The sequence below is a fragment of the Pseudomonas sp. Tav-5-1A genome, from assembly GCF_055755055.1.
Genome location: NZ_CM146901.1, coordinates 3,603,113 through 3,615,118, shown reverse-complemented (window position 1 = coordinate 3,615,118; position 12,006 = coordinate 3,603,113). Strand labels below are relative to the sequence as shown.

11 protein-coding genes and 1 pseudogene are annotated in these 12,006 nt (G+C 66.2%); 5 read left to right on the top strand and 7 right to left on the bottom strand.

Annotation, left to right across the window (positions count from 1 at the left end; all coding sequences use genetic code 11):
* The first annotated feature begins 7 nt into the window (after positions 1-7).
* Entirely contained in the window at positions 8-805 is a 798-nt protein-coding gene (locus tag AC0J42_RS16425; RefSeq protein WP_416424631.1) for a hypothetical protein, read from the top strand.
* A 2-nt stretch (positions 806-807) separates the two neighbouring features.
* Here AC0J42_RS16425 and AC0J42_RS16420 read toward each other — a convergent pair whose 3' ends face one another.
* On the bottom strand, positions 808-1,695 hold the full coding sequence (locus AC0J42_RS16420) for a hypothetical protein (protein WP_473002475.1): 888 nt from the start codon (positions 1,693-1,695) through the stop codon (positions 808-810).
* Positions 1,696-1,797: 102 nt separating this feature from the next.
* Here AC0J42_RS16420 and AC0J42_RS16415 point away from each other — a divergent pair, with 102 nt between their 5' ends.
* A complete protein-coding gene (locus AC0J42_RS16415; RefSeq protein ID WP_473002473.1) occupies positions 1,798-3,522 on the top strand; it encodes a phospholipase D-like domain-containing protein in 1,725 nt (574 codons plus the stop codon).
* A gap of 103 nt (positions 3,523-3,625) precedes the next feature.
* Here the strand turns inward: AC0J42_RS16415 and mapR are convergent, their stop codons facing one another.
* The 3 genes from mapR to AC0J42_RS16400 form a co-directional block, all read right to left on the bottom strand.
* Positions 3,626-5,035, bottom strand: coding sequence for a GntR family transcriptional regulator MpaR (gene mapR / locus AC0J42_RS16410; protein ID WP_416424628.1), 1,410 nt, complete (start codon positions 5,033-5,035; stop codon positions 3,626-3,628).
* Positions 5,036-5,119: 84 nt separating this feature from the next.
* A complete protein-coding gene (map, locus tag AC0J42_RS16405) occupies positions 5,120-5,911 on the bottom strand; it encodes a type I methionyl aminopeptidase (protein WP_416424627.1) in 792 nt (263 codons plus the stop codon).
* Positions 5,908-6,156, bottom strand: a complete 249-nt coding sequence (locus tag AC0J42_RS16400) for a ParD-like family protein (RefSeq protein WP_473002471.1) — start codon at positions 6,154-6,156, stop codon at positions 5,908-5,910. The genes map and AC0J42_RS16400 overlap by 4 nt, the downstream gene beginning before the upstream one ends.
* A 207-nt stretch (positions 6,157-6,363) precedes the next feature.
* On the opposite strand from AC0J42_RS16400, the gene AC0J42_RS16395 reads away from it, so the two are divergent.
* Entirely contained in the window at positions 6,364-7,335 is a 972-nt protein-coding gene (locus tag AC0J42_RS16395) for a helix-turn-helix transcriptional regulator (protein ID WP_473002470.1), read from the top strand.
* Positions 7,336-7,359: 24 nt separating this feature from the next.
* Here AC0J42_RS16395 and AC0J42_RS16390 read toward each other — a convergent pair whose 3' ends face one another.
* From AC0J42_RS16390 to AC0J42_RS16380, 3 genes are all read right to left on the bottom strand, one after another.
* Entirely contained in the window at positions 7,360-9,282 is a 1,923-nt protein-coding gene (locus AC0J42_RS16390) for a tyrosine-protein phosphatase (RefSeq protein WP_473002469.1), read from the bottom strand.
* A gap of 198 nt (positions 9,283-9,480) precedes the next feature.
* Positions 9,481-9,813, bottom strand: a complete 333-nt coding sequence (locus tag AC0J42_RS16385; protein WP_473002467.1) for a hypothetical protein — start codon at positions 9,811-9,813, stop codon at positions 9,481-9,483.
* Between the two features lie 98 nt (positions 9,814-9,911).
* Positions 9,912-10,547, bottom strand: a complete 636-nt coding sequence (locus AC0J42_RS16380; protein WP_473002466.1) for a LysE family translocator — start codon at positions 10,545-10,547, stop codon at positions 9,912-9,914.
* A 133-nt stretch (positions 10,548-10,680) separates the two neighbouring features.
* Here AC0J42_RS16380 and AC0J42_RS16375 point away from each other — a divergent pair.
* Positions 10,681-11,409: pseudogene (locus AC0J42_RS16375) on the top strand (PAS domain-containing protein); the annotation flags it as partial.
* Between the two features lie 9 nt (positions 11,410-11,418).
* Positions 11,419-11,997 carry a methyl-accepting chemotaxis protein gene (locus tag AC0J42_RS16370; RefSeq protein WP_473006869.1) on the top strand — a complete coding sequence of 193 codons (579 nt, stop codon included), beginning with the start codon at positions 11,419-11,421 and terminating at the stop codon, positions 11,995-11,997.
* The last annotated feature ends 9 nt before the right edge of the window (positions 11,998-12,006 follow it).

Below are 12,006 nucleotides of genomic sequence, written 5' to 3'. Positions count from 1 at the left end.
AGTCACTATGCATACCAATCCAGTGGTCGGCTTTTTTACTCTCGAGGATGTCCGCGCCTTGTGTGCATTTGCACGCTTGGTCGAGGAGCTGCCAAGTAACAACGTTCAACTGAATGAAGTAGTCGACGGCAACGAACACTTGACCAGGTGGCTGTGGCGTACACCGCGCCTCATCAACTGCGCCGATATCACCGGCGCGGGCAAGGCCTGGCCGCCCTTGCGCGCCGAGCTGAAGTTGCTGGTCAGCAAGATCGAACTGATTGGCGACCAGTTGGAGCCGTTGGGAACGGACTTGCTGGAAACCCTGGAGCGGGCGTTGGCGCTCGAGGAAGACGACGACAGCGCGTTGACGGCTATTGAGCGGCCGGCGTGTGGGAGTGCTCTGCAGCGCCTGGCGTTGTTCACGGCCCACGCCAATCGCGGCGTCGTGTTGGCCAACGGCGTTCGCGACCAGGCCCATCGGTTTACCCACGACCTGCGCACCCAGGCGTTGCCCTCGTTGCGCAAATTGTTGGTCGCGACGAACCTTGACTGTGACGAGTCGTGGTTTCCAGGCAAGACCTTCGAAGAGTTTCGAGCGTTGTTGTGGCGGTTCCAGCAGGACGATACCGTCGACGTTGGCGCCAGCGCCTTGTTGGATGTGTGCGCACTACTGCATGACTATATCCAGGCCGCCGCCGAACGACTGGCTGCGATTCAGGATAAGGTCAAGCTACTGGAGTCGATTCTGTGTCTTGAGGAGGTGCTGAACCTGTGGCGCGAAGTGCGCCGGCAAGCCCGCCAGACGCTTGAGGTGCTAGCGTAGGGCTATGGCACCAGCACCCGTCGCGCCTGTTCCGCCCCGAATACGCAACTTACGTCATGCCCGCAGCTAGGCACTATCACCAACGGTGCCTGCTGGCTGCGGGCATAGGCCTGGGCGCGCTCCAGGCGGTACTGGCCCTGGGCCTGGGCGGCGCAGGAGCGGTCCAGCACTGAATAGGCGGTGCCTTTGCCGGTGCTGGTGTCCAGGCCGCCGGCCAGGTAATGCACCTCGGCCGCCGCGTATCGCCGTTGCGCGCTGGCAGCATCCCCGGGCAGCCAGGCGGGCAACGAGTCAGTGCCATACTTCCACTGGTTCATCGTCGGGCAGTCCTTGGTCGGGGAAGGGCGTTCGGTGCTGAAGTAAAGCCAACTGCCTGGGTCCGCCACTACGAAGCGCAGGCCCGGCTGCGGCGCGGCGAAGCCGATGTAATGCTGCACCAGCTGCGCCCCTGCGGAAAAACCTGCCACCGTAATGGACTGCACCTGCGGCCACTGCCTGCGCACCTGCGCGATCAGCGCGTCCATGGCCTTGAACGAGGTGACCTGCGGTGCGTTCAGCGCCGGCTCGCCCTGGGCCCAGCCACCGCAGCTCCACACCAGGTCGCCAGGCTGGGGCTCCGGCTCCTCGCCCCGGCATTTGCCTGAACGTGCCGCAAACAGCGGTGCAATCACCAGCCCATCCGGGCTCGCTGCGGTGCCGGCGTCGAACGTAGCCTTGGCATCATGATGAAAGCCATGCACTACGATCAGCGCCGAGCGCGCCTGGCGGTTGGCCGCCTGCGAGGCGTAGTAATGCAGCTGGCCCTGGCCGGGCACGGGCGTCACCGCCAGCCACTGGCTGGCGTGGGCGAAGGCGGGCAAGGCGAACAGCAGGGCGAGCCAGTGGCGCATGGCGGGGTACTCGTCGAGGGGTAGCGGCAGATTACCACTTGGCTATGCCGCGCCAGATGAATCTGGCACTCTTCAGGCCCCGCAGCCGAAGGAACGCAGGCCATGCCCACGGATTTTCAAGTCAGCGGCGCCAATGACGCCGCTCTGTTCAGCCTCAAGCTGCATCGCAGCGAAGGTATGCTGTTGTTGGCGATGAATTGGAAAAACGGCCCGCCACCGGCGGATTTCGTCGGCTTCGGCATCGAGTACAAGGAGCCGGGCGGCGACCGCTTCTACGCCCTCAACAACCGCCTGACGTTCCCCACCGCCGACGGCAGCGTGCCCACCACGGCGCTGTCCAGCCTGCTGTCGCCGATCCAGAAATTTCGCTGGGTACACTTCCCGTGCAATGCCGAACTGCCCGGCGCCTTCACCTACCGGGTCACCCCGGTGTTCATGAACGCCCAGGACCAGCTCAGCTACGGCGAGGCCCAGAGTGGCGACATCGAACTGCAGCGCGACACCTGGCCGGGCCAGCTCAACGTCACCTTCACCCGCGGCTACGTGTCGTCCCAGGCGTTCGTGGAGCGCTACGGCAAGGACGACCGCAACCTGGCCACGCTGCTGCCACGCAAGGCCGACGACGGCCTGGACTTCGTACCCAGCAACCCCGACGCCAGCGCCGCGCTCGAATGGATGGGCTTCGAGGCCCGCGAGGCGATCCTGGCGGTGCTCGACCAGGCCGTGGCCGACAGCGGTGCCAAGGTGCAGGTGATTGCCTATGACCTCAACGAGCCCAACGTGGTCGGGCGCCTGGAAAAACTGGGCAGCCGCCTGCAGATCATCATCGACGACAGCAGCGACCACGGCGCCGCCGACTCTGCCGAAACCCTGGCGGCCACACGGCTGGCCCAGGGCGGCGCCACGGTAAAGCGCCAGCACATGGCCAGCCTGCAGCACAACAAGGTCATCCTGCTGGACGGTACTGCCGTGAAAACCGTGGTGTGCGGCTCCACCAACTTCAGCTGGCGCGGCTTGTACGTGCAGGCCAACAACGCCCTGGTGCTGCAGGGCCAGACCGCGCTGGGCCTGTTCCAGGCTGCGTTCGCGCAATACTGGGCCAGCAGCGCCGCCAAGGCGTTCGGCGCCCAGCCGCCGGCCCAGTGGCACAGCCTGGGCCTGGACAACATCGACGCCCAGGTGACGTTCTCGCCCCACGCCCTGGACAACGCCGCCCTGGCCGGGGTGGGCAGCGACATCGCCACCACCTCTTCCAGCCTGCTGTTCTCCCTGGCCTTCCTGTACCAGACCAATGGGCCGATCCAGGCGGCGATCAAGCAGGTGGCGGGCAATCCCCAGGTGTTCGTCTACGGTATCTCCGACCGGCAGATGCAGCAGGGCCTGGACGTGCTGCTGCCGGGCGGTGAGAGCGCGATATTGCACGCGGCGGCGCTGAACAAGAACATCCCGGCGCCGTTCCAGGCCGAGCCCACCGGGCTGATCGGTGGCGCCGGGGTGCGCCTGCACCACAAGTTCGTGGTCATCGATTTCGACAAGCCCAGCGCGCGGGTGTACATGGGCTCCTACAACTTTGCCGATGCGGCCGACCGCAGCAATGGTGAGAACCTGCTGCTGATCCGCGACCGCCGCGTGGCCGTGGCCTACATGGTGGAGGCCGTGCGGTTGCTGGACCACTACCACTTCCGCGTGGCCCAGGAAAGCGCCAACGCCGGCACGCGCAAGGCGCTGACCTTGCAGCGCCCGCCCCGGCAGGCCGGCGAAAGCGCGTGGTGGCAGGAGGATTACAGCGATGCGCGCAAGGTCCAGGACCGTGAGTTGTTTGCCTGATGCGTCGTGGGGGTCGGGACGCGGCCTTTGGCCGCTGCTACAAAGATCGTCGTTGGGGCCCTAGAGATCGTCGTAGCAGCGGCCGAAGGCCGCGTCTGGGGCCTCAGAAGGACGCTACGATCCGCCCCAGCATCGCCATCGCGTCCTCGTTGCGCTTGTCCCACGGGTGCCCATGGTTCAGCCGCGCGCAATGGCTGAACCCGCGTGTGGCGGAAAAGATCGGCCCCGGCGCAATGCTGATGCCCTGGGCCAGCGCCAGTTGGAACAGCTGCAGCGCGTCCACTTTCTCGGGAAACTCGAACCACAGGAAATAGCCGCCGTCGGGGCGGGTCACCCGCGTGCGCTCGGGGAAATGCCGCGCCGCCGAGGCCAGCATGGCGCTCTGCTGCATTTCCAGGTTGTGCCGCAGCTTGCGCAGGTGGCGGTCGTAGCCGCCATGCTGCAGGTAATCGGCAATGGCAGCCTGGGCCGGCACCGAGGGCGAAATAGTAGTCATCAGCTTCAGCCGGCTGATCGCCTGGGCAAAGCGCCCGCCGGCCACCCAGCCCACCCGGTAGCCAGGCGCCAGGCTCTTGGAAAACGAACCGCAGTGCATCACCAGCCCGTCGCGGTCCAGGCGCTTCACCGGCTGCTGGGGTTGCGGGCCGTAATGCAGCTCGCTGTAGACGTCGTCCTCGATCAGCGGCACCTGGTGGCGCTGCAGCAGGCCGTACAGCGCTTCTTTGGCCGGCCCCGGCAGGCTGGCGCCCAGCGGGTTCTGCAGGCTGCTCATGAACCAGCAGGCCTTGATCGGCAGGCGTTGCAGGCGGTCTTCCAGCACGCTCAGGTTGACGCCTTCGCGCGGGTGCACCGGGATCTCCACCGCCTTGAGCTTCAAGCGTTCCAGCACCTGCAAGGTGGCGTAGAAGGCCGGCGACTCGATGGCCACCAGGTCGCCGGGCTGGGTCACCGATTGCAGGCACAGGTTCAGCGCTTCCATGGCGCCGTTGGTGATCACCAGCTCGTCCATGGCCAGGTGCACGCCACTGATCATGTAGCGCAGGGCGATCTGCCGGCGCAGGTCGGGGTTGCCGGCGGTCATGTCGGCGATCACCGCCTGGGGTGCCATGTCGCGCACCGTGCGGGCCATGGACCGGGCCAGGCGCTGCAAGGGGTACAGGTCGGGGCTGGGGAAGGCCGAGCCGAACGGCACGGTGCCCGGGTCCTTGAGCGAACCGAGCACGGAAAACACCAGCTCGCTGACGTCCACGTCGGTGCTCTCGGCCTGCCGGTCGGTGATGGCCGGCTCGTCCAGCGGGCGTGCCTGCTGCTCGCGCACGAAGTACCCCGAGCGCGGCCGCGCCTGGATCAGGCCGCGGTCCTCCAGCAGGTAATAGGCCTGGAACACGGTAGAAGGGCTGACCACGAAGGTACGGCTGGCGGTGCGCACCGACGGCACTTTTTCACCGGCCTTGAGCACCCCGTTGCGGATCATCAGGGCAATGTCGTCAGCAAGCTGTTCGTAGCGTTTCATGGCGGGCCGGTGCGGGGGAGGGGGCACCAGCATGGCGCCAAATCTGCCTGCATACCAGCGGCAGATTCGGCGCAAAACAGCAGATCAGACGATGGGCTCGAGCCCGGCGAAGGGTTGCGGCCACGGCGTCAGGATCTCGAAGCCGTCATCGGTCACCGCCACCATGTGCTCCCACTGCGCCGACCACGAGCGGTCGCGGGTCAGCACCGTCCAGCCATCGGCCAGGGTCTGGGTGCCGCGCTTGCCGGCGTTGAGCATCGGCTCCACGGTGAAGATCATGCCCTTCACCAGCTTCATGCCCTGGCCCTTCATGCCGTAGTGCAGAACTTGCGGCTCGTCATGGTAGACCTTGCCGATGCCGTGCCCGCAGTACTCGCGCACCACGCTGAAGCCGGCGCCCTCGGCCACCGTCTGGATGGCATGGCCAATGTCACCCAAGTGCGCGCCCGGGCGCACCTGGCGGATGCCGGCGCACATGGCTTCGTACGTAATACGTATCAGCCGCTGGGCTTCGTCGTTGACCGTGCCCACCTGGTACATGCGGCTGGTGTCGCCGAACCAGCCGTCCTTGATCACCGCCACGTCGATGTTGAGGATGTCGCCATCGGCCAGCGGCTTGCCGTTGGGGATGCCGTGGCAGATCACCTCGTTGGGCGAGGCGCAGATGGTCTTGGGGAACCCGTGGTAACCGATGTTGGCCGGCTTGGCCTTCTGCACGTTGACGATGTAGTCGTGGCAGATGCGATCCAGCTCGTCGGTGGTCACCCCGGGCTTCACATAGGGGGCGATCATGTGCAGCACATCGGCGGCCAGCTTGCCGGCAATGCGCGACTGCTCGATATCGGCGGCGCTGTTGATCGTGACTTTCTTGCTCATTGTACGTTCCCGGCCAGTTGGCGTTGGTCCATGCAGGTGGCGACCGTCTGCAGGTCGAAGCCGCCGGCCTGTTCGGCGCGGATCAGCAATTGCGTGAGTTCATTGTGGGGCAGGTGCGGGTGCAGCTCGGCCAGCATGCCGATGCGCATCCAGTGTTCGGCCTGGGCGTTGATGGAACGGCTCAGGGCGTTGGAGGTGATGCGCAGGTTCTCGTGCATCACATCGGAGATTTTCACGATGCCCATGGAGTAGGGTCCGTATATGAAATGTATATGGAACATATGGTATCCGCCCCGCCCAACAAATGCCAGCGCCCACGCCCTGTAGCAGCGGCCCCCAGGCCGCGTCCTGGCCCCAATGCCGGTCATGTACCTGTCATGTTTCATTGCTAGCGTTGCGCGCGGTCGTCTGTACCGCCGCCCATACAACAATGAAACATCAGGACGTTCGCCATGCTCCCTACCTCTGCGCGCAAGCCGTTCATCATCCGTTCCGACGCCATGGGCGCGGACGAATTCGGCGCGCTGTTCAGCCGGGTGTTCGGTGATCTTTACGCCGACGTGCCGCGCTTCGGCCAGCTGATGGGCGTGGCCGGGGTGTATGGCCGTTATGAGGGCGTGAGCTTCCGGCGCATGAGCTACCGCGGCAACTTCACCGTGCAGATCCCCGACTTGAACGACGAGATCACGTTCGTGATTCCCACCGCGGGGCAGATCATCTTCAACATCGGCGACGAGGCCGTGGGCCGGCCCGACGTGGGCCTGGCGGTGGAGAAAAGCGCGGTGCGCTCGGTGACCTTCGTCGACGGCCACGGCCAGCACGGCATTTCCGTGCGCCGCGGGCTGTTTACCCAGCGCCTGGCCACGCTGCTGGGGCGGCCGGTGGTGAAGAAAATCCACTTCGAACCGGTGGTGGACCTCAACCGCCCGGCCTTCAAGGCCATTCGTGCGCTGGTGGATTTCGCCACCGGCGCCGAGCTGGATGCGCTGATGAACGCCAGCGTGCTGATGCCCACGCGCTTGCAGGAGATGCTGGTGGACGCGCTGCTGGAAGGCTGGCCGCACAGCTACAGTGAAGCCTTGCAGCGCCCCGGGCCGAGCATTGCGCCGCGCCATGTGCGCCTGGCCATGGATTACATTCAGGCGCACCCTCATTGCCTGGTCAGCGGCACCGAACTGGCGCAGCTGAGCAACGTCAGCCTGCGCGCCTTGCAGGAAGGGTTTCGGCGGTTCATGGGCACCTCGATCGTCGCCTATCAGCGTCAGGTGCGGTTGGAGCGGGCCTACCAGGCGTTGCGCCAGGGGCCGGTGGTGTCGGTGACGGACGTCGCCCTGGGGCTGGGCTTCTCCAACGTCGGGCGCTTCTGCCAGTACTTCCAGAGCGCCTACGGCGTCACCCCCCAGGACGTGCGCAAGGGCCGGTAGCGCGGGCTACCGGACCCTCCCTGATCAGAAGCGATAGCTGGCCTTCAGGCTGCCGCTGGCACCCTGGCTGTCGCCACCGCTGACGGCGCCCACCTCGGCGCCGACGCTGACGTTGCCCAGGCTGGCGGTCAGGTTCACCGCGCCGCTGTACAGGTCGCGAGTGGCGAAGGCGGCGCGCTGGTCCACGTCGAAGCCCAGGATGCTCGCCGAACTGTCGACGTGGGCGTTGCCCAGCACGTGCTCGTAGCCTACCTGCACGCCCGGCACCAGGCTCCAGCCACCGCTGATGCCGATCGGCGCCAGCGCTGCCTTGAGGTTGGCGAAGGCGCTGCGGCGGGTCTGCTGGTTGCTGTCGACGTCCAGCGCCAGGTCGCTGCCTTTCTCGTCGAAACCGGCCAGGTTCAGGTGGCTGATGCGCACGCCGGCGCTGGGCTCCAGGGTGACTGCGCTGATCGGCAGGCGGTAGCCCAGGGCCAGGCTGGCGGCGCTGAGGGTGCCGTGTGTGTCGCCCTTGGTCGAACCCAAGCCGCCGCCCAGTTGGCGCTTGCTGTCGTAGTCGACGTAGCCGGTGCTGGCGTCGGCGGCCACGAACAGACCGCGGTCCAGGCTGTCGAGGGCCAGGCGCGCGCCGGCGGACAGGAAGGTGTAGTCGGTGGTCACTTCACCGCCGGCGCCACCCACGCTGCCGTGGCTGTAGCCGAAGCTGGCGTGGCCGCTGAGCTGCTCGCTGAAGCGCTGGGTGAGGCCGACCATGGTGCCCTGGGTGTGCTCGTTGCTGCTCTCGGCGTGGGCCGAGCCGTCGGTGCCCAGGTAGCCGGCGAGGCCTGCGGTCCACAGGCTGCGCTGGCCGACCTTGAGGTCGGTGCCGCTGGTGTAGGGCGCCGCGGCGGCGTCGATCAGGGCGTTCTGGCGCAGCAGGAAGGCGGCGGCGTCAGCGTGCACCTGGCCGCCGATGGTGTTCTGCACGCCGCCCAGGGTGCCGGCGTCGATGGCCGATTGCAGGTAGTAGTTGTAGTCGGTGTAGGCGCCCGACAGGCTGCTGTTCTGCAGGCGTTGCAGCAACAGCGCGCCGGCGGCGGCGTTGCCCACCATGGCGTCCTGGCCGGGCAGGCTGTTGTAGTAGACCATCTTGCCGCGCAGCACGTAGATGGTGGCTTGCGATAGGCCCAGGCCTTCCTTGAGGTAGTTATCCATGCTGCCGTACAGCGCGGTGATCTCGTCGAGGCCGGCCTGCAGGTAGCTGGCGTCCACGGTCAGCAGCGGCTCGTAGATGGCCGCCATGCTCGAGGGCAGCGCCGCCAGGGTCGCGGCCACGCGGGTGGCGGTGTAGTCGTTGGTGGCCAGGTAGTTGGCCATGATGGTGGCGCTGTCCACCCCGGCTATGCTCAGCAGCACGGCGGCGGTCCAGCCGGTGCGGTCCTTGCCGGCGGTGCAGTTGAACAGCGCGGCGCCGTCGGTGGACGCCAGGTCGTTGAACAGGGTAGCGAACTGGCTGCGCATGCCGGCGTCGCTGACGAACTCGCGGTTGGTCTCCTGCATCATGGCCACGGCGTCGGCGGCGCTGCTGACCGAAATCGAAGTGATGTTGGCGCCGGAAGAGGCGTTGCCGATGATGTCGATGTTGGTGTAGGTGGCGCCGGTCAGCGGGCTGTCCGGGGTGGCGGCGATCTCGCTGGCGGTGCGCAGGTCATACACCGCGGTAATGCCCAGGGTGTTGAGGGTGGCGATGTCGGCGGCCGAGCCCGACAGCGCGTTGGAGCGGTAGAACACCCCCGAGCGCATGGTGCCGTCGTTGGCGGTGGTGTAGGCGGTGGTGGTGCCGGCGATGTCGCGGAAGTTGTCGATGGTCGACAGGATCGGCGTATCGAGGGCGTAGGTCTCGGCGGCCTGCGCGGCGGAGATGGACAGACTCAACACAGACAGCGAAAACACAATGCGGTGCAACACGGTGTAGCTCCTTGGATACAAGTCAAGGTGGCTACTATCGGTATCGTCGGGGACGCGATTGTGACAAGTTCAGGTACAGGGTGAATGGCGGCGCGATGTGTCCGTGGCGTGCGTGATGTGTCTGTGTTGGGGCCGGACGCGGCCTGCGGCCGCTGCTACAGCCGTAGCAGCGGCCGCAGGCCGCGTCAGGCGCACCACCTACCAGCGGCCATAACCCCGGCCATGGTCATAACCGTAACCGTGGCCGTAACCGTCATGATGGTAGTGGCCGCCATAACCATAGTAGTAAGGGCGCGGGGCCACCGGCACATATGTCACAGGCTGGTACACCGGCTGGTAGTAACCCTGCTGGTACGCCGGGCGGTAGTAGTGTTCATGGTACGACGGGCCACTCAGCGCGCCAGCGACGACTGCGCCTACCACGGCTCCAGCGATGACAGGCACGACCACGTTGCGTTCGCCTGCGCTGGCGGTGCCGGCGGCAATCAGGCAACCGGACAGGATCAGGGCTTGGGTCATCTTCGAAATCATGGGTGTCTCCTCAGGCGGATATGGGTTCGCCATGGAGCTATGAAACAACGGATTCGTGTCAGCAGACGTCTACATTTCGTAAAGGTTACGTAAACCTCTCAACGCCGGCTTTCCAGTGCCATGCGCACCGCCAGGCCCGCCAGCACGGTGCCCATCAACCAGCGCTGCACGGTCTGCCACAGCGGCCGGCCACCGAGGAACACGGCAATGCTGCCCGCCGTCAGGGCGATCAGGCCGTTGACGCTGACGCTGATGACGATCTGCGTGGCGCCCAGCACCAGCGACTGCCCCAGCACGCTGCCATGGCCGGCGGGGCTGATGAACTGGGGCAACAGCGACAGGTACATGACCGCAATCTTGGGGTTGAGCAGGTTGGTCAAGAAGCCCATGGCGAACAGCCGGCGCGGGCTGTCGGCGGGCAGGTCGCGCACCTGGAACGGCGAGCGGCCACCCGGCTTCACCGCCTGCCAGGCCAGGTACAGCAGGTACAGGGCGCCGCCCAGGCGCAGGGTGTCGTAGGCGAACGGCACGGCCATCAGCAGGGCGGTGATGCCCAGCGCCGCGCACAGCATGTACACCACGAAGCCCAGCGCCACGCCGCCCAGGGAGATCAGCCCGGCTTTGCGGCCCTGGCAGATGGAGCGTGAAATCAGGTAGACCATGTTCGGGCCCGGGGTGAGCACCATGCCCAGCGAAATCAGGGCGAAGGCCAGCCAATGGGTGAGTTCGGGCATGGGGGCACTCCTGTGGGAATAGCGGCGCAAACGGCAGGAAAAATATTGTAGGACAATAACAGTTTTTGCACTCAAGCCCCTCATTTCCAAGCCGATAGTGATGCCACCAGCCTATGAGCCTTGAGATGTGGTCATGTTTAACAAGCGGTTGAAAGAAGAGTCGGCGCGCCTGCGCGAGAAGCTGTCCTCCATGGAGCAGGTGCAGCGTAGCCTGGACAGCGAGATGCTGGTGCTGACGCTCGACCCCCAGGGCCGGATCCTGTACACCAACGCCAACTTCGACAAGGAGCTGGGCCACCGCAGCGAACAACTCACCGGCCGCGCCCTGGTGGACCTGGTGCCCAGTGACGCCCGCGCCACCGACCATTTCAACCGCATGAAGGCCGCCATCCAGGCCGGCGCCCATTGGGCCGGGGCCTTGCAGCTGATGCGTGGCGACGGCGGCGAGGCCTGGTTGCGCGCCATCGTGCAGCCGGTGCGCGACAGCGACGGCAAGGTCATTCATTGCTCGGTGTATGCCAACGACCTGACGCGCACCATCGAGACCTCCCGCGAGCACCAGAACCTGATCGACGCCCTGCAGCGCTCCACCGCCGTGATCGAGTTCGACCTGGACGGCAACGTGCAGACGGCCAACAGCCGCTTCCTCAGCGGCATGGGCTACCGCCTGGAACAGGTGCAGGGCAAGCACCACCGTATGTTCTGCTCGGCCGAGGAAGCCAATTCGGCCCAGTACCAGGCGTTCTGGGACACCCTGCGCCGGGGTGAATTCGTCGCCGACCGCTTCAAGCGCCTGGACAGCGCCGGCCGCGTGGTGTGGCTGGAAGCCTCCTACAACCCCATCGCCGACGTACAGGGCCGCCTGTACAAAGTGGTGAAGTTCGCCACGGTGATCACCGACCTGGTCAACCGCGAACAGGCCGTGGCCCAGGCGGCGGACATCGCCTACACCACCTCGGAAGACACCGACGCCGCCGCGCGCCGGGGCAGCGGCGTGGTGCAGGACACCGTCGAGGTGATGCGCCAGCTGGCGGCGCAGATGCAGGCCGCCGCCGATGGCATCGCCGCCCTGGACCAGCAGTCCCAGGTGATCGGCACCATCATCAAGAGCATCAGCAGCATTGCCGACCAGACCAACCTGCTGGCGCTGAACGCGGCCATCGAGGCGGCGCGGGCGGGCGAGCAGGGCCGTGGCTTTGCCGTGGTGGCCGACGAAGTGCGCCAGCTGGCCTCGCGCACCAGCACCGCCACCGACGAGATCGTCACGGTGGTGCTGCAGAACCAGAAGCTGGCAGCGGACGCGGTGCAGGTCATCGAGCAGGGCAAGCGCCAGGCCGAACAGGGGCTGGCGCTGGCGGCGCAGTCCGGCGAGGTGATCGCCGAAATCCAGGACGGCGCGCGCAAGGTGGTGGACGCGGTGGGGCAGTTCAGCAGTCAGTTGAGCCACTGATTACCGCAC

Coding starts and splice junctions, on each gene's coding strand:
- AC0J42_RS16380 (WP_473002466.1), bottom strand. CDS start 10,547: ATGCCCGAACTCACCCATTGGCTGGCCTTCGCCCTGATTTCGCTGGGC.
- AC0J42_RS16415 (WP_473002473.1), top strand. CDS start 1,798: ATGCCCACGGATTTTCAAGTCAGCGGCGCCAATGACGCCGCTCTGTTC.
- AC0J42_RS16420 (WP_473002475.1), bottom strand. CDS start 1,695: ATGCGCCACTGGCTCGCCCTGCTGTTCGCCTTGCCCGCCTTCGCCCAC.
- map (WP_416424627.1), bottom strand. CDS start 5,911: ATGAGCAAGAAAGTCACGATCAACAGCGCCGCCGATATCGAGCAGTCG.
- AC0J42_RS16400 (WP_473002471.1), bottom strand. CDS start 6,156: ATGGGCATCGTGAAAATCTCCGATGTGATGCACGAGAACCTGCGCATC.
- AC0J42_RS16395 (WP_473002470.1), top strand. CDS start 6,364: ATGCTCCCTACCTCTGCGCGCAAGCCGTTCATCATCCGTTCCGACGCC.
- AC0J42_RS16385 (WP_473002467.1), bottom strand. CDS start 9,813: ATGATTTCGAAGATGACCCAAGCCCTGATCCTGTCCGGTTGCCTGATT.
- mapR (WP_416424628.1), bottom strand. CDS start 5,035: ATGAAACGCTACGAACAGCTTGCTGACGACATTGCCCTGATGATCCGC.
- AC0J42_RS16425 (WP_416424631.1), top strand. CDS start 8: ATGCATACCAATCCAGTGGTCGGCTTTTTTACTCTCGAGGATGTCCGC.